Origin of the sequence: Planomonospora sp. ID82291, assembly GCF_015711645.1 — a bacterium.
Taxonomy (GTDB): domain Bacteria; phylum Actinomycetota; class Actinomycetes; order Streptosporangiales; family Streptosporangiaceae; genus Planomonospora.
Genome location: NZ_JABTEX010000001.1, coordinates 1962706 through 1977799 on the forward strand (window position 1 = coordinate 1962706; position 15094 = coordinate 1977799).

A 15094-nucleotide genomic window follows, 5' to 3' on the forward strand; every position below is an offset into this window, starting at 1 on the left:
TGGTCAGAACAGGGTCAGCGGTTCGACCGGCATGGGCGCGGGCAGCGGTTCCACCCCGGGCAGCAGGGCCCGCACCTCGTCGTGGAAGCGGCGGGCGAGCGTCGGTGCGTCGGCGTTGTCGGGAGTGTGCACGAACACGGTCGGCGAACGGCCCTCGCGCAGCCACCCGGCGACCGTGGCGACCCACTCCTGCCAGCCCTCGACCGTACGGGCCGTGTCGTCCCGGCCGAGGTAGCGGACGATCGGGCGGTCGGTGAGGGCGGACGCCCGGCGCGGCACCCGCGGTTTCTTCAGCCACGCGTCCCGCTCGGCGTCACTGGTCGGAGGACTCCGGAAGAAGGCCGCGGTGTCGAACGGGATCCACTCGGCCCCGGCCCCGGCCCCGGCTCCGGAGAGGACCTCTTCGAGGAGCCGCGCGGACCGCTCGTCGTCGAAGAACGCGCGGTGGCGGACCTCGACGGCGTACCTGTACGCGCGGGGGAGCCCGCGGAGGAAACCCGCCAAGGCGCCGAGGTCGGCCGGGCCGAACGACCCCGGCAACTGGATCCAGAGGGCGTGCGCCCGCGGCCCGAGCGGTTCGATCGCCTCCAGGAAGGCCCGGAGCTCCCCGTCGGCGCCGGTGAGGCGGCGCTCGTGCGTGATCGGCTTGGGCAGTTTGAGCACGAAGCGGAAATCGGGGCCGACCTGCCGCGCCCACGACTCCACCGTGCTCCGCGCCGGCGTCGCGTAGAACGTGGTGTTGCCCTCCACCGCGTTGCACCAGGTCGCGTAGGCCCTCAGGCGCTCCTCCGGGGGGAGCGGGTGGGGCAGCAGCCGCCCCTGCCACGCCTTGTGCGTCCACATCGCGCATCCCACATGAAGCCGCATGGCTCCGACGCTATCCAAGGCCGGCGCCGGCGAGCAGCCGTTCGCAGGCGTCGAGCAGCCGCTGCCGCTGCGGCCGCGCCCGCTCGGCGAAGCCCCGCTGCTCGGCGGCGTACTCGGCCCGCCCCTCGGGCGTCTCGATCCGGATCGCCGGGTAGCCGAGCGTGCTCAGGTCGTACGGGCCGGCCCGCATGTCCACCTCGCGGATGTCGCGGGCCAGCGCGAAGCAGTCGGCGACCAGTTCGCCGCTCACCAGCGGCGACAGCTTGTACGCCCACTTGTACAGGTCCATGTTGGCGTGCAGGCAGCCCGGCTGCTCCAGCTCCCGCTGCCGCTCGCGCGTCGGCTGCAGCGCGTTCAGCGGGCGCGCCTCGGGGGTGAAGAAGCGGAACGCGTCGAAATGGCCGCACCGCACGCCCCGCTGCTCCACGACCTCCGCGATCTCCTCGTCGCCGAGCCGGAGCGGCCAGGAGCCGTGCCGTACCTCGGCGGCCTTGTAGACCATCGCCCACTCGTGCAGGCCGAAGCAGCCGAGATAGGCCGGCCGCGACGCGGTGGCGGCCAGCAGCCGCGCGATCCACTCGACGGAGGCCCCGCGCCGCTCCATCAGCGCCGCGGTGTCGAGCACGGCCCCCTCGGGGGTGTCGAGATAGAAGCGGCCGAAGTCGCGCGCCCCCTTCAGCACCACCCCGGCGCCCGGATGCCACCGCCGCAGCCAGGCCGGCCGGTGGTCGTAGTAGACGAACAGGAAGTCCTCGACGGGATGGCTCTCCCCCCGGGCCTTGCGCGCGAGGTACGGCGCCGTCCACTCCTCGACCCGCCGCCGGTGCTCCTCCGCCCGGGCCCGCCACACCTCCGGCTCCAAAACCTCCACCGCCGAATGGTACGCGCGGACCGGTGGCGCCCGGTCATCGGCCGGGCGGCGTCATCAGCGACGCCCGGCCGTCGGTCGGCCGTCGATCGGCCGTCGGTCGGCCGTCGATCGGGCGGCGTCAACGGAACGGCTACGGTTGCGGGTGTGAACACCTCTGCGTCGCCTGAGCGGATCTCCTTCGCCGAAGCCGACGCGCGCCTGGACGGCTCCCTGTCCGTCTGCTTCCAGGGCGACTACGACACGGTCCTGTTCTTCGACGGCGACGTGGTGCTCAGCGGGGACTTTCCGCGGTCCCTCGCCGAACCCGGCGGTCAGGGGACCGACATCGTCGCGATCACCGGAGACCTCACGGTGAGCGGTCGCATCGCCCTGTACGACACCATCCCCGGCCTCTATGTGGAGGGCACCACCCGGGCGGAGACGCTGGAGGGCGGTGACGCCGAGATCTACATCCAAGACGGCGTCTTCACGCATCTGGTCTACGGGTACTACAACCACGGCATCCTGGAAGCAGGACGGGTCGAGACGCCCTGGGTGATCAACTCTGATCACGATCTGCGGATCACCGCCCCGGGCGCCCGGCGGGTGGACAACCACGGGTCGTCCTCCGATGCGGAGTTCACCAGGGACGACATCCCCGAGCGGTTCGTTCCGGAGGTGGTCGACCCCGACCGCGGCTCGATCCTCGTCGAGAGGTTCCTCGACCGGCTCCGCGCCGGACTGCCCGTCCGCTCCTGGTCGTGAGCCCTCCGGCCCTGACGCGGGTGGTCCCGCCCGTCATCCGTCCCCTCCCCGCCGCCGCGTACGGGGCGGTCCTCCGATCGGCATGATCCCCCCTTCCCAGGACTTCCGGGACATTCGGATCGGGCGCTGCATCCCGGCGGATGTGGACTTCCACCCCGATGGCGGCTGCTTCGCCATCGCGGGGGAGGACGGGACGGTGCGCTTGTGGGACACCGCCACCGGTCACGCCGTCGGCCAGGTTCCGGCCGACTCGGCCGAACAGGCCTGGGCGGTGGCCTTTCACCCCCGGGGCCATCTGATCGCCACCGGCTGGTCGGACGGCACCATCCGGATGTTCCGCGCCGACACCCTCCGGCCCGCCGGTGAACCGCCGACCGGCCACGCCGGAGGCGTCACCGCGCTGGCCTTCCACCCCGGCGGCCATCTGCTGGCCGGCGCGGGCCAGGACGGGACGGTACGGCTGTGGCGCACCGGTACCCTCCAGCCCGCCGGTGAACCGCTGGACGGCGCCGGCGGTCCCGTCTACGCGGTGGCCTTCTCCCCCGACGGACGGCTGCTGGCCGGCGCCGCGGGCCGTACCGTGCGGCTGTGGGACGGCGGGACCGGACGGTTCGCCGGCGATCTGCCGGGCGACCACAGCGGGTCCGTCCACGCGGTGGCCTTCCACCCCGGCGGGCGCCTGCTGGCCGCCGCCGGCTACGACCGGAACCAGGTGAGGCTGTGGGACGTCATGACCGGCTGTCCCGTCGGCGAGCCGGTGCGCGGTCATCGCGGGGACCACGTCTGGGCGGTGGCCTTCCACCCCGGCGGCCGGTTCTTCGCGACCACCGGTGACGACCTCACCGTGCGGCTGTGGGACACCGCGACCGTGCAGCCCGCGGGGGAACCGCTGAACGTCCGCACCGGGCATGTCTCCTCGCTGGCCTTCCACCCCCGGGGGCACCTGCTGGCCGCCCCCGAGGCGGGAGGCACGGTACGGCTGTGGCGTACGCCCTCCCGCACCGCGCTGCGCGGCGCGGATCCTTGACGAAGGGCGCCGGTGCTCGTCCCGCTCGGCGCCGAGACCGCAGGCGCCCCGCAGAGGAGCACCCGGACGGCCTTCCCGGAAGCCGTGAGGTCGCCGGTTCCGGCCGTCTCCCGGCGGGGAGGCGGCCGGGCACAGGCTGCGCGGGCCGCAATGCCACGGAGCGGGCCGGGAACCGAATTCCCTCTGCTCAGAGCGGATCCGCCCCGAGCAGATCACGTCGACGCCGGCGCCGATCGCCTCACATGATGAACGCATGAGCGGAGAATCGAATCTTCCCTTGTTCGACGCGCGGGTGAGGCGCGAACTCTACGACCAGCGCGTCCTCGTTCTCGACGGCCCTCTCGACGATGACAACGGCACGCTGCTGGCCACTCAGCTGATAGCACTCGCCACGCAGGACGCGTCCACGGACATCGCACTGTGGATTCACTCGCCGGGCGGGTCGGTTCCCTCGATGCTCGCGATTCGCGACATCATTCGACTGATTCCCTGCGACGTGTCGACCCTCGTGCTGGGCATCGCCTACAGCGCCGGCCAATTCCTGCTGTCGTCGGGCACCCGGGGCAAGCGCCGCGCCCTGCCGCACTCACGCGTCCTGATGCACCAGGGCTCGGCGGGGATCGGTGGCACCGCGGTCGACATCGAACTGCAGGCCGGCGACCTCCGGCACACTCGTGACACGGTGCTCGGCCTCATCGCCGCGGACACGGGGCAGCCCGTCGAGCGCATATTCGAGGACTCCCTGCACGATCGCTGGTACACGGCGCGAGAGGCACTGGACTACGGCTTCATCGACACGATCGTGCAGAACTTCGACGAGATCGCACCACGCAATCGCCCACGGCTCGGATTCGACGTCACCGAAGGGGTCGGCCAGTGACCACGTATACGATTCCGAACGTCATCACCCAGAATTCGCGCGGCGAGCGGATCATGGACGTCTACTCGCATCTTCTCACCGAGCGGATCATCTATCTGGGCACCGCGATCGACGCGGGCGTCGCGAACGCGCTCATCGCACAGCTGATCTTTCTGGAGTCCGACAACCCCGAAGCCGAAATACAGTTCTACATCAACTGCGAAGGCGGGGACCCGAGCGCGATGCTCGCGATATACGACACCATGCGCCATATCCGCCCGCGGATTTCGACGACCTGCGTCGGGCAGGCCGTCGCGGTGGGCGCCGTCCTTCTCGCCGCGGGCGCCGAGGGAAGACGCGCCGCCCTCCCGCACGCCCGGGTGATCCTGCACCAACCCGCTGCTCAGGGACGCGGAACGATCCCCGACCTCATCTTGCAGGCCGACGAGGTCGTCCGGGTCCGCGCGGACATCGAGCGCATACTGTCACGGCACACCGGCCAGACGATCGAGACCCTGCGCGCCGACACCGACCACGATCGCGTGTTCACCGCGACCGCGGCCGTGGAGTACGGACTCATCGATCAGATCGTCGAGGAGCGTTCGTAGGCCCGCGAACGACCCCGGCACGCCACGTTACGCGGCCAGGGCGTACGCCGCCGAGCAGGTGGCGCCCTTCGACGTGCCGCTCTGAGCGGACCGCAGGCTCTCGGCGACGGCGAGGGTCAGATCGATCAGGGTCACGTCCAGCGCGCCGGCGACCGCGGCGATCATTTCGCTCGACGGCTCCTTGACGCCCCGCTCCATCTCGGAGAGGTACTGCGGCGAGACTCCGGCGCGACGTGCCGTCTCGCTCAGCTTCTCACCCCGCTCGTGACGGAGGCCTCTGAGACACTCACCGAGCGCGTGCCGCCACAGCGGCTCGCGAACCGGAGACGGCTTGGAGTCGGTCCGATCGAACACTGGGTGCAGCGGCGGAACAGAAGCGGCCATGCCCCACCTTAGATAGACGGCGCGCTCGATTCCGGCCCGATCCGCGCAGAGCGGAATCGTCCCCGCCTCTTCCCCCGCCCCCTGACGAAGCGGGCAGACTGCCGGCCGGGCCCGTTCTCGCGATGGCCTGCAGGCGGTACGGGATCCCGTACGATCACTCGATCGGACGGGATCCCGCGTTTTCACCGCCCGATGCAGCCGTTCGGTGAGAGGGCGTCGAGCGTCACCCGGCCACGCCCCCGGCCACGCCCCCGGCTCGCCGGAGAACCGCGCGGCGTCCCTGCCCTCGAGGCGGCCCGGCGGCAGGCGCCGCCCGCACAGGACGAGGAGCAGATCCTGGGCGAGGCCGCGGACCGGCGTCCCCTCCCCGTGGCTCCAGTCGAGGTCGGTCGCCCGCAACGCGACTCCCGACAGGTCGGCTCCGAAGAAGGCGATGTTCTTCGGCCGCATTCCGGCCAGGACCATGGCGACCCGTTCGACCGGGACCCGGCGGTCCAGCCCCAGGCCCACCGTGATGTCCAGTCCGTGGATGACGTCGTGCGAGAGCGCCCCGTGAACACCTCCGCCGGGAGGCGTCCACGGGTGCGCGGCGTTGTCCCGCAGTGACGTGAGCAGTCTTCCGGGCGGCAGTTCGGCGGCGTCGCGGCGCGCGCACCGGTCGGCCATGCGGTTGATGTCCCCGCGCGCCTTCACCAGTTCCGCCAGCGTCCGCCAGAGCGGGGTCCGGAAGGGCATCGTCGTGTGGGCGACGACCTCGCGCACGCTCCAGCCCTCGCACAACGTGGGCGCGTCCCACTGCTCGGGCCGCAGGGCGGCGAGCAGGTCTGCCTGCTCACCGCGTTCCGCCGCCACGGCAGCCCGGAGGTGGTCTTCATTCATTTCCGTCCCCTTTCCGGCGCGCGAGCCTGGTGCGCGCTCCGAAGGGGATACGGAGACGGTACCGGAAAGTCATCGGCCGCCGCCCGGCGTGTCGGTGACGGTGCCTATGGTCGAGGGGTGATGGAGACGTCGACCGGTGGGGATTCGCGGCTGGAGCCGTTCCGGACCGAGCTGACCGGCTACTGCTACCGGATGCTGGGTTCCGGCTTCGAGGCGGAGGACGCGGTGCAGGAGACGCTGCTGCGCGCCTGGCGGTCGCTCGACCGCTACGACGAGCGGCGGGCGGCGCTGCGGACCTGGCTCTACCGCATCGCCACCAACGTCTGCCTCGACATGCTGCGCAGCGCGCAGCGCCGGGCTCCGGCCATGGACCTCAGCCAGGCGGCGGACGCCGGAGCGGGCATCGGTGCGCCGCTGCCGGAGCGGGTCTGGATCCAGCCGGTTCCGGACGGCCTCGTGCTGCCGGCGGACGGCGATCCGGAAGAGACGGCCGTGCGGCGCGAGACCGTCCGCCTGGCGTTCGTCGCCGCGCTGCAGCACCTGCCGCCCCGGCAGAGGGCGGTACTGATCCTGCGCGACGTGCTCTGCTGGAAGGCCGAGGAGGTCGCACGCCTCCTGGAGACCACCACCGCGTCGGTGACCAGCGCGCTGCAGCGGGCCAGGACGACGATCGGCGCGGTCGGCGTCGCACCCGGCGAGCCGTACCGGCCGTCCGATCCCGCACAGCGCGAGCTGCTCACCCGCTACTGCTCCGCGTTCGAGCGGCACGACATCACCGCGCTGGTGGCCCTGCTCCGCGAGGACGCCACGATGTCGATGCCGCCCTTCGCCTGGTGGCTCCGCGGCCGTGACCGGATCAGGCAGGCGCTGCTGGCCCCGGAGGCGTCCTGCGAAGGCGCGCGCCTCGTCCCGGTCGAGGCGAACGGCTCACCGGCGTTCTGGCAGCTGCGGCCCGGCCCCGACGGTTCCCACACGCCGTTCGGACTGGTCCTGCTGGACGTGGCCGGAGGGCTGATCAGCGGCGTCACCACGTACCTCGACACCGATCGACTGATCCGGCTCTTCGGTTCTCCGGCCGTCTCCTCCCGACAGCCGGAGACGCTTCCACCGCACCGATGAGTTCTGGGCTTCCCCTCGTAAGGTGGAGACCCAACCTTTCTTGCTTGGGCCTCCACCTTACGAGGGGAAGCCCAACGTTGCCTTTCCCGGAGATCGTGACGACGGCGCTCCGTGCCCGTCGACGGGCACACGACACAGCCCGGGAGGCGGCGGGGGACTCGTGGCAGGAGACGGGCCTCGTCTTCACCACCGCGAGCGGGCGGCCCGTGGAGCCGTCGAACCTCCGGCGCAGCTTCGCCAGGGCGTGCGACCGGGCGGGCGTGCGGAAGGTCAACGTCCACGCGACCCGGAAGACCTGCGCGTCACTCCTCGTCGCCCTCGACGTCCACCCGCGCGTGGCCATGCAGATCCTCCGGCACAGTCAGATCTCGGTGACCATGAACATCTACAGCGAGGTCTCATCGGAGGAGACGCGCAAGGCCCTCAGGAGACTCGGTGATCAATTCGCTTGATGATTGACTGCGCAAAAGGCCATCCCAGTCGGGATGGCCTTTACTTACGCCGGATCCTACGGAAGGACAGCACCCGCAATCTTCTCGGCGATGACCATCACAGAGTCCCGACTGGTCTCGAAACCAGCGAGATCCGGCAAGATGCCGCTGTAGTCTGCGACATCGGCGAACGTGACGCCATGGAGGACAGGGATAAGGGTTGGCTTGTGAAGCAGTGCCCCTAGCTCACGTTCCGTCCAGAAGCGTCCGGCGAGATACGCGGGCGTAAGCAGAGCTATCCCTGCCTTGGCGCACCGCAGTCCTCGATCCATCTGAAGAGACTGGCTCTTTCCAGGCTGAATAGCGATCTCGTCGAACCACACAGCAACACCAAGATCTTCGAGATGTCCCCGCAGCTCGCCTGCCACCTCATATCCGTCGATCCTTGCGTAACTCAGGAAGACGTCGTGCTCTCGTGCGTTCTGCGCCGAGATCGCTTCCTGCACTCTGTCAGCTAGGTGCCGCTCTTCGAGCGTGTAGCGAACAGTGGGCCGTGATTCCGCCGCTCGCAATCGAGGCTCTTCGAACTTAGCCGGGGTCTGAACACTCACCGGGCCGTTCGGGGCTGAGATCGCCTCTTGAGGGAGCCCGCGGCTCTCCTTGATCATTCCTGTTGTCTAGGCAAGAACGACAACAGAAGAGCCGCGAGCATGGTCAACGATACGACCCGGCTGCTGGGCCTGGAGGGCCTGGCCGTCGTCGACGTCATCACAGCAGGTCAGGACGGGAACGAGTGCGGACAGGGGCCGATCGTGCATCTGGTCACCGCCGACGAGACCGCCCGGGCCTGCCCCGAGTGCGGGACGCCGGCGGCCCGGGTCAAGGAGTGGGTGACCACCCGCCCACGTGATCTGCCGGTCGCGGGCCGCCGCTGTGACCTGCGCTGGCGTAAACGCCGCTGGTACTGCGACGAGTCGGCCTGCCCGCGAGGGACGTTCACCGAGCACGTCGCCCAGGTCCCGGCCCGGGCCCGGCTGACGGCGCGATTACGCCAGGCCACCGGGGCGGCGGTCGCCGACGGAGGGAGGACGATCGTGCAGTCGGCTCGCGACCATGGCGTGTCCTGGCCGGTGGCCTGGGCGGCGTTCACCGCGCACGCCGCCCGCGTCCTGCCCGATCAGCCTGCCCCCGTCACGGTGCTGGGGATCGACGAGATCCGCCGTGGCCGGCCCCGCTGGAGCTGGGAGGAGACCACCGGCACCTGGCAGACCGTCGTGGACCGCTGGCATGTCGGCTTCGTCGACATCTCCGGCGGGCAAGGGCTGCTGGGCCAGGTCGAAGGCCGTACCAGCGCCGCCGTCACCGGCTGGCTCGGCGAGCGTAGCCAGGCCTGGCGCGATGGCGTGGCCTTCGTCGCGATCGACATGTGCACCATCTTCAAGTCCGCGGTCCGGGCGGTGTTACCGCAGGCCAGGCTGGTGATCGATCACTTTCATATCGTGCAGCTGGCCAACGCCGCGGTCACCGAGGTCCGCCGCCGCGTCACCGTTCAGGTGCGGGGCCGGCGCGGGCGCAAGGGCAACCGGGAATGGGAGCTGCGCAACCGGCTGACCCGCTCGGCCGCCCGGATGCACGGCTCGCAGCTTGATCCGATGGTCGATGACCTGATGGCGCTGCCGAAGCGGATCGGTGTGCCGATCCTGGCCGCGTGGAACGCCAAGGAAGACCTGCTCGACCTGCTCGCGCTGGCCCGCACGCACCCCGATCGCGCGGTCATCGCCGAGCGGCTGTTTCGCTTCTACGACCGATGCGCGGCCTCCGGCCTGTCCGAGCTCCACCGCTTGGCGAGCACGGTCGAGACCTGGTGGCCCGAGATCCTCGCGTTCATCCAGACCGGCGTCACCAACGCCGGCTCCGAGGGCACCAACCGAGTGATCAAGACGGTCGCCCGAGACGCCTACGGTTTCCGCAATCCCGAAAACCAGCGTCTACGCACCCGCTGCGCCACTACCCGACGAGGTCGCGGATGCCTCAACCCCGCTTAACTTCGAAGAGCCGCAATCGAGCAGTGAGCTGATTGAAGGTTTGTTGGTTTTTGCGGTTAACCTCATCCACCTGCCGGTTGTGGGCAGCAATCACCCTGCGATTGTTCTGCTCCACCTTCCGGTTGTATTGATCGACTTCACGCTTCATCTTCGTTTGAGCGCGCTTGACCTGGCGATTGTGCTCCTGCTGGGCTTTCCGTAGGGCTGCCCTCAGTGCGGCTGCACTGACTTCCTTTGCCATCTGTCCCCTCCTGTCGCTTTCATCCCCCTTGCAACAGTGGCGGTACAAAGATAGAGGGAGGTACCGACAAAAAGCTCTGCGGTGGTGAGCCCGATGCTGACGGATCTCACCGGGAGAAGCGAGGGGAGTTGTGGCCGTTGCTGTACTTTGCAGCTGTACAAGATCGAAAAGGCCGCTTCCCGATCATGGGATGCGGCCTTCGACATGCGGTGGAGCCTAGGAGATTCGAACTCCTGACATCCTGCTTGCAAAGACGCATGCCGATCTTGCTCGACCTGCGAAGACGCAGCTCACGGCACTGATCGCGTTCCCCGTGACTCCCCGCTGTTCCCCCTGGTTTCCCGCCCCATCGGGCACGCGACGGGCACGCCCCTGAGACCCATGCGCGGACGCGCACACCCCGCCCGCCTGATCGTCCCGTCTGCCGTCGACCCGCCCGAAGGGGAAGCGGGCCGGGGGCACGGGGCCAAGGTGGAGCGCCCCACCGGACGAATGACCTTGGCCCCGTGCCCCCGGTCTGCTCGGCTTGTCCCGGGTCGATGGCAGACGGGATGATCAGGCCCCTACCTCAGCCACCTACGGACCGCAGGCAGAAGCTCACAATCATCCCGGAGCCGGAGCGCCCCCGCCGGAGGCTCTCAGCCTTGTTGTGGACCCCGCCCTGTTGTGCCCGACCAAGTGTGGTCGCACAAGGTTCACGGTCTGCCTGGCTGGCGCAGCAAGATGGCTTTAGCCAGGTCGGTGGGTGTTCCGGTGCTGGTGTCTACCGTCATGTCGTACGGGACGCCATGGCTGTGGACCGTCTGAAGATGCCCGCGTGCCAGACCGGGTGGGTTGCGGCGCCCTATTTCTCGTTGCTCGGAGATTTCCAGAGGGCACATCACGCCTACGAGTAGGACATCGAGACCTGCCAGGGCTTTCATCCATATTGGCAGCAGGTCTGGGGTCAGCAGCATTTCGTCGATGACGACGTTGTCGCCGCCATGTGCGAAGGATGCCGCGGCAGTGCAGGCCGAATGGAGCATGCGGCGGCCGACCGGGCCGTAGCGGATGACCACTTGAGGGTGACCGTCCTCGTCCTGGGTGGTGTGGTCGTACCAGAAGCCGGATCGGCTGAGCGGGCCGTCGCGTCCTCCGCCCCAGTTCGGGGGGACGAGGCTGAACAGGGTGTCGATTCCCCAGCGGACGAAGGGGGTGTCGCTCTCGTCTTGGATGGCCTGGGCCAGAGTGGTTTTGCCGGCGCTCGATGTCCCGTTGAGGAAGATGACGCGGCCTCCGGGTCCAACGTGTGACATGCCAGCCACTGTATTGCGGCTGATCTACTAGGGTGCGGTGTGCTTGCGCGGCCCGAGTGGTGGGCGCGCGCGAGAACGGCCCCCAGGCCGCACGCGCAGCGTGCGGCCCGCAAGCTCGGGCCGCGCGGCGGCGCGGAGCGCCGCCCTTGATCCATACAAGAACAATTCGGCAACGCCGCTGCGTTTGGCGGTGGGCCCTCGCTCAAGCTTCCGGGCCTGGCAGCAGTGAATGAGGGCGGTCTACCAGTTCATGGTCCAGACGGACGCCACTCTCCGCCTCGATCACGGCTAGACACACTGCGGTGATGTCCACCTCCGCCTCTGCCTCCTCGCTGTCGTAGCCCTTCAGGAAGAGTTCGGTATAGGCACTCAGCGGGCCGAGATGATCCGTCCAGTGGGTGAAGGGGATCCAGCCCGGCTCGGGATGCTCAAGAAACCCCTCGGCGTTTCCGTAGCGGGCGTACATGACGGTGTTGCCCTCGATGTCGAACGATAGACGCCAGTGCCGGAACCCGTCACCGGCGAGTCGATCGGTCACCTCCGAGGGCTCTTCTCCCATGTCGATCCAGGCCAGAGTGAACCGCCCCGGGTTTGATGGAGACATCGAACACCCGGAAGGATGCCGATCATGGCTGCTCCCCGTAAGTACCCCGACGAGTTGCGCGAACGCGCGACCCGGCTGGCCGTCGAGGCCCGCAAGAACCCCGCGGCACGCGACGGCGCGATCCGGCGCATCGCCGATCAGCTCGATGTCCACCCCGAGGCCCTGCGGACCTGGGTCAAGCGGGCCGAGACCGACGAGGGCCTACGGCCCGGGACCACCAGCCAGGACGCGGCCCGGATCGCCGAACTGGAGCGCGAGGTGAAGGAGCTGAGGCGGGCAAACGCGATCTTGAAGTCCGCGTCGGCTTTCTTCGCGGCGGAGCTGGACCGTCCACTGCGATGAAGGTCGCCTACATCGAGCAGCACAAGGAGAGGTTCGGCGTCCAGCCGATCTGCGAGGCGTTGAAGGACACCGACGCCGAGATCGCGCCGAGCACCTACTACGCCGCCGCCTCGCGCCCGCCCTCGGCCCGTGCCCTGCGCGATGAGGAGCTGACCGAGGAGATCACCATGATCCACGCGGGCAACTACGGCGTCTACGGGGCCAGGAAGATCCACGCGGCGCTCTTGAGAAGCGGCCGCGTGGTGGCCCGCTGCACCGTGGAACGCCTCATGCGCGCCGCCGGCCTGCGCGGGGTGATCCGGGCCAAAGGCCCGCGCACCACCCGCCCCGCCCCCGAAACCGACCGGCCCGCCGACCTGGTCGAGCGGCGGTTCACCGCGACCGCGCCGAACCAGCTGTGGGTGGCCGACATCACCTACATCCGCACCTTCTCCGGCTGGGTCTACGCCGCCTTCGTCATCGACGTCTTCTCCCGCACGGTCGTCGGCTGGCAGGTCGCCACCTCCCTCTACACCGATCTGGCCCTGGACGCCCTGGAGATGGCCCTATGGAAGCGCCGGCACACCGGCGGCGACCTGTCCGGTCTGGTCCACCACTCCGACCGCGGGGTGCAATACCGAGCCGTCCGCTACACCGACCGCCTCGCCGAGGCCGACGCGGTCGCCTCCGTCGGCTCCCGGGGCGACTCCTACGACAACGCCCTGGCCGAGGCGTTCAACAGCCTGTTCAAGGCCGAACTGATCCGCAACAAGGGCCCATGGACCGGCATCAACGACGTCGAGATCGCCGTCGCCGAGTACATCGACTGGTTCAACCAGCGCCGCCTCCACGGCGAGCTCGGCCACGTTCCACCCGCCGAGTTCGAAGCTCTCCACGCGACAACCACTGCACCACAAGCACCCCTGAAAACCAGCTAACCCACTCTCCACGAAACCCGGGGCTTGACAGACAGCAGTTCCGGGCTGGCCTGGGACAGGTCTGATTGGAGGAGTCCGGCGGCGTCGTTGGTCAGTTGGGAGGCGGCGTCGTAGCGGCCGTTGGAGAGCAGGGCGTGGGTGACCGAGCGCAGGAGTGAGGCGACCACGATCTGATCGCCGGAGTTCTGGGCGTAGGTCAGACCGCGTTCGGCGGCGATCCACGCGAGGTCGGTCTCCCCGACCTTGACGAGGATGGTGGCGGCTGCGTGGTAGGTCTGGCCCAGCAGGCTGAGCGCCTGAGTGTGCTGGTCGCCCTGGTAGGCGCCGGCGGCGTGGTGGGCTTCGGCGAGCAGGGCCGGCAGGCGGCGGACCACGAGGCCGTACCGGGATGCCTGGTAGGCGTGCCAGACGTCGGCGATCTCGCTGCGCAGCTCGGTGAGGCTGGGCGGTTCGTGGGCCTGGGCGAGGGCGGCGAGTGGAGTGAGCTGGCGGTAATCGGTGATCGCCGCCCGCAGCGCCGGGACGGTGCGGTCTCCGCTGTCGGGGCTCCAGTCGAGTAGGGACGGCTCGGCAAGGAGGTCGCCGAGAGCGACGTCCAGGGCGACCGCCAGAGATTTGATGACCGACAGGCGGTCGAGATCGATCCGGTCGTTTTCGACTTTGCTGAGCCAGTCGACCGTGCGGCCGACAAGGCCGGCCAGGACTTCCTGTGACATTCCGCGTCGTCGGCGATACCACGCCACGCGTTCCCCGATGGTCAGGTGATCCGTCATGCCTCGCATACCGGTCAGCCTCGCATGGATAACCCGGGGACCCCGGAATTCTTTTCCGGGGCGGAGCGGCCACTGCTTCCTAGTGTCTCGGCATACCGAGAAAACGTCCATGACGACGGAGGAAAAGGAGTGGACACGACGGGCACACGCGAGACCGGCCAGGAGGGCTGCTGCTCGGCCTGCCGGGGCAAGGGGTGGCGATATGCGCAGGTGAGCGCGGCCTACGGCGCGCAGGCCATCGACGGCCGACGCGCGAGGAGAACGCGGAGCGATTGCTTCGACTGCGCCGGAACCGGACGGCAGGGAACATGACAGACAAACTTGTTTGGTGGCGACCGGCTGAACCTACGACTGGCGATCCTTCATATGCCGCCGCGCGCCTCGCCGAGGAACTGCGCAATCTGGGAATGCCCGCCGATATTCACTGCGGTGTCGGAGTCGCATTGGTTTCGGTCTGGATCGACCTGGTCGTCTGGACGAACGGGGTCTCGTATCACTGGTGGTCGGGGAACACCTCGGCACGCGGGCGCCGGCTTTATGCCTTCAGCCCGGTGAGTGATCCGCTGACGGCCGCTCGCCGGGTCGCCGTCCGGTATGCGGAGCTGCGTGGTGCTCATCCATCGTCGAAGCTGGTCGAAGAGGTCCAATGCGTGCTCCCGGATGATCGTCGGCCGGTCGACCTGCGCAGGCAGCGTCTCGCCGCGCCTGCGCAGCCGAGGTGATCGGCGTGACCGTCAACGAGCTGAACGCCGTCTACGGCAGGCGGTGGAGGATCTCGGCGGCTTTGGGAGGCGGGTGGTACGCGGTGCGCCGAGATGACCTGTCCCAGGAGAGCATGCGCCGCGGGCTGTCCTACGTGCGGTGCGGCCGGACCCTGGAGGAGTTGGCCGGCCGTCTGGCGGCCGAGAAGCGCATCGAAGAGCAGTGGCGGACGGTCAGCGTGCCGGGCGAGGTGCTTGACCTGGCTGCCGACGATCCGCCGGAGCAGGCGCGGCAGCGAGGTTGACCGCTGCGGGCGTGCGTCCGACGCCCCGGTGTGTCCTTCGCCTCCGCGTCCCTGGCCCGGTAAGCCTGCCCTCCCACACCTA

Annotated in this window: 18 protein-coding genes and 1 other annotated feature; of the genes, 10 read left to right on the top strand and 8 right to left on the bottom strand. The window is 69.2% G+C overall.

The genetic code is table 11. The features are described 5' to 3' along the window. Nucleotides 1–3 precede the first annotated feature (3 nt). Nucleotides 4–867: a DUF72 domain-containing protein gene (locus HS045_RS08755; RefSeq protein WP_230883487.1), complete on the bottom strand. Its 864-nt coding sequence runs from the start codon at nt 865–867 to the stop codon at nt 4–6. 10 nt (nt 868–877) lie between these two features. Continuing rightward, nucleotides 878–1738, bottom strand: a complete 861-nt coding sequence (locus HS045_RS08760; protein ID WP_196450606.1) for a 3-methyladenine DNA glycosylase — start codon at nt 1736–1738, stop codon at nt 878–880. Nucleotides 1739–1882: 144 nt separating this feature from the next. Between HS045_RS08760 and HS045_RS08765 the strand changes: the two genes are divergently transcribed. The 4 genes from HS045_RS08765 (at nt 1883) to HS045_RS08780 (ending at nt 4976) form a co-directional block, all read left to right on the top strand. Next, nucleotides 1883–2482: a hypothetical protein gene (locus HS045_RS08765; RefSeq protein ID WP_196450607.1), complete on the top strand. Its 600-nt coding sequence runs from the start codon at nt 1883–1885 to the stop codon at nt 2480–2482. 82 nt (nt 2483–2564) lie between these two features. Continuing rightward, nucleotides 2565–3509, top strand: coding sequence for a WD40 repeat domain-containing protein (locus HS045_RS08770; protein WP_196450608.1), 945 nt, complete (start codon nt 2565–2567; stop codon nt 3507–3509). A 253-nt stretch (nt 3510–3762) separates the two neighbouring features. Further along, nucleotides 3763–4389, top strand: a complete 627-nt coding sequence (locus HS045_RS08775) for a ClpP family protease (RefSeq protein ID WP_196450609.1) — start codon at nt 3763–3765, stop codon at nt 4387–4389. Next, on the top strand, nt 4386–4976 hold the full coding sequence (locus tag HS045_RS08780) for an ATP-dependent Clp protease proteolytic subunit (protein WP_196450610.1): 591 nt from the start codon (nt 4386–4388) through the stop codon (nt 4974–4976). Before HS045_RS08775 ends, HS045_RS08780 begins: the two co-directional genes overlap by 4 nt. A 27-nt stretch (nt 4977–5003) precedes the next feature. Here HS045_RS08780 and HS045_RS34290 read toward each other — a convergent pair whose 3' ends face one another. Beyond that, complete coding sequence (locus tag HS045_RS34290; protein WP_230883488.1) at nt 5004–6239, bottom strand: maleylpyruvate isomerase family mycothiol-dependent enzyme; 1236 nt, start codon at nt 6237–6239, stop codon at nt 5004–5006. 120 nt (nt 6240–6359) lie between these two features. Between HS045_RS34290 and HS045_RS08795 the strand changes: the two genes are divergently transcribed. Then, nucleotides 6360–7358 carry a sigma-70 family RNA polymerase sigma factor gene (locus HS045_RS08795; RefSeq protein WP_196451119.1) on the top strand — a complete coding sequence of 333 codons (999 nt, stop codon included), beginning with the start codon at nt 6360–6362 and terminating at the stop codon, nt 7356–7358. Nucleotides 7359–7453: 95 nt separating this feature from the next. After that, nucleotides 7454–7810: a tyrosine-type recombinase/integrase gene (locus HS045_RS08800; RefSeq protein WP_307827429.1), complete on the top strand. Its 357-nt coding sequence runs from the start codon at nt 7454–7456 to the stop codon at nt 7808–7810. Between the two features lie 56 nt (nt 7811–7866). On the opposite strand, the gene HS045_RS08805 is transcribed toward HS045_RS08800, so the two are convergent. Next, entirely contained in the window at nt 7867–8457 is a 591-nt protein-coding gene (locus tag HS045_RS08805; protein WP_196450611.1) for a toll/interleukin-1 receptor domain-containing protein, read from the bottom strand. Nucleotides 8458–8499: 42 nt separating this feature from the next. On the opposite strand from HS045_RS08805, the gene HS045_RS08810 reads away from it, so the two are divergent. Further along, nucleotides 8500–9834 carry an ISL3 family transposase gene (locus tag HS045_RS08810; RefSeq protein WP_196450612.1) on the top strand — a complete coding sequence of 445 codons (1335 nt, stop codon included), beginning with the start codon at nt 8500–8502 and terminating at the stop codon, nt 9832–9834. Here HS045_RS08810 and HS045_RS08815 read toward each other — a convergent pair. The 3 genes from HS045_RS08815 to HS045_RS08825 form a co-directional block, all read right to left on the bottom strand. Then, nucleotides 9821–10075 (bottom strand): hypothetical protein, encoded by a 255-nt coding sequence (locus tag HS045_RS08815; RefSeq protein ID WP_196450613.1) that lies wholly within the window; start codon nt 10073–10075, stop codon nt 9821–9823. The two genes, HS045_RS08810 and HS045_RS08815, sit on opposite strands and share 14 nt — an antisense overlap. Nucleotides 10076–10770: 695 nt before the next feature. Beyond that, on the bottom strand, nt 10771–11370 hold the full coding sequence (locus tag HS045_RS08820; RefSeq protein WP_196450614.1) for a chloramphenicol phosphotransferase CPT family protein: 600 nt from the start codon (nt 11368–11370) through the stop codon (nt 10771–10773). A 202-nt stretch (nt 11371–11572) separates the two neighbouring features. After that, complete coding sequence (locus HS045_RS08825) at nt 11573–11908, bottom strand: hypothetical protein (RefSeq protein WP_196450615.1); 336 nt, start codon at nt 11906–11908, stop codon at nt 11573–11575. Nucleotides 11909–11998: 90 nt separating this feature from the next. Between HS045_RS08825 and HS045_RS08830 the strand changes: the two genes are divergently transcribed. After that, a protein-coding gene (locus tag HS045_RS08830; protein WP_230883490.1) for an IS3 family transposase occupies nt 11999–13233 on the top strand; the annotation gives its coding sequence in 2 pieces (ribosomal slippage) (nt 11999–12278 and nt 12278–13233; 1236 coding nt in all). After that, nucleotides 12277–12405: a sequence feature (AL1L pseudoknot), on the top strand. It overlaps the preceding gene by 129 nt. Here HS045_RS08830 and HS045_RS08835 read toward each other — a convergent pair. Next, nucleotides 13230–14117, bottom strand: coding sequence for a helix-turn-helix transcriptional regulator (locus tag HS045_RS08835; protein ID WP_307827430.1), 888 nt, complete (start codon nt 14115–14117; stop codon nt 13230–13232). The genes HS045_RS08830 and HS045_RS08835 overlap by 4 nt on opposite strands. Nucleotides 14118–14314: 197 nt before the next feature. On the opposite strand from HS045_RS08835, the gene HS045_RS08840 reads away from it, so the two are divergent. Then, nucleotides 14315–14728 carry a hypothetical protein gene (locus tag HS045_RS08840; RefSeq protein WP_196450617.1) on the top strand — a complete coding sequence of 138 codons (414 nt, stop codon included), beginning with the start codon at nt 14315–14317 and terminating at the stop codon, nt 14726–14728. A 5-nt stretch (nt 14729–14733) separates the two neighbouring features. Beyond that, nucleotides 14734–15012, top strand: coding sequence for a hypothetical protein (locus tag HS045_RS08845; RefSeq protein WP_196450618.1), 279 nt, complete (start codon nt 14734–14736; stop codon nt 15010–15012). Nucleotides 15013–15094: the final 82 nt, after the last annotated feature.

Bases quoted from the DNA above. Each gene is read 5' to 3' on its own strand.
- HS045_RS08755 (WP_230883487.1), bottom strand. From the start codon at position 867: ATGCGGCTTCATGTGGGATGCGCGATGTGGACGCACAAGGCGTGGCAG.
- HS045_RS08770 (WP_196450608.1), top strand. From the start codon at position 2,565: ATGATCCCCCCTTCCCAGGACTTCCGGGACATTCGGATCGGGCGCTGC.
- HS045_RS08775 (WP_196450609.1), top strand. From the start codon at position 3,763: ATGAGCGGAGAATCGAATCTTCCCTTGTTCGACGCGCGGGTGAGGCGC.
- HS045_RS34290 (WP_230883488.1), bottom strand. From the start codon at position 6,239: ATGAATGAAGACCACCTCCGGGCTGCCGTGGCGGCGGAACGCGGTGAG.
- HS045_RS08795 (WP_196451119.1), top strand. From the start codon at position 6,360: ATGGAGACGTCGACCGGTGGGGATTCGCGGCTGGAGCCGTTCCGGACC.
- HS045_RS08805 (WP_196450611.1), bottom strand. From the start codon at position 8,457: ATGATCAAGGAGAGCCGCGGGCTCCCTCAAGAGGCGATCTCAGCCCCG.
- HS045_RS08810 (WP_196450612.1), top strand. From the start codon at position 8,500: ATGGTCAACGATACGACCCGGCTGCTGGGCCTGGAGGGCCTGGCCGTC.
- HS045_RS08815 (WP_196450613.1), bottom strand. From the start codon at position 10,075: ATGGCAAAGGAAGTCAGTGCAGCCGCACTGAGGGCAGCCCTACGGAAA.
- HS045_RS08820 (WP_196450614.1), bottom strand. From the start codon at position 11,370: ATGTCACACGTTGGACCCGGAGGCCGCGTCATCTTCCTCAACGGGACA.
- HS045_RS08835 (WP_307827430.1), bottom strand. From the start codon at position 14,117: ATGGACGTTTTCTCGGTATGCCGAGACACTAGGAAGCAGTGGCCGCTC.
- HS045_RS08840 (WP_196450617.1), top strand. From the start codon at position 14,315: ATGACAGACAAACTTGTTTGGTGGCGACCGGCTGAACCTACGACTGGC.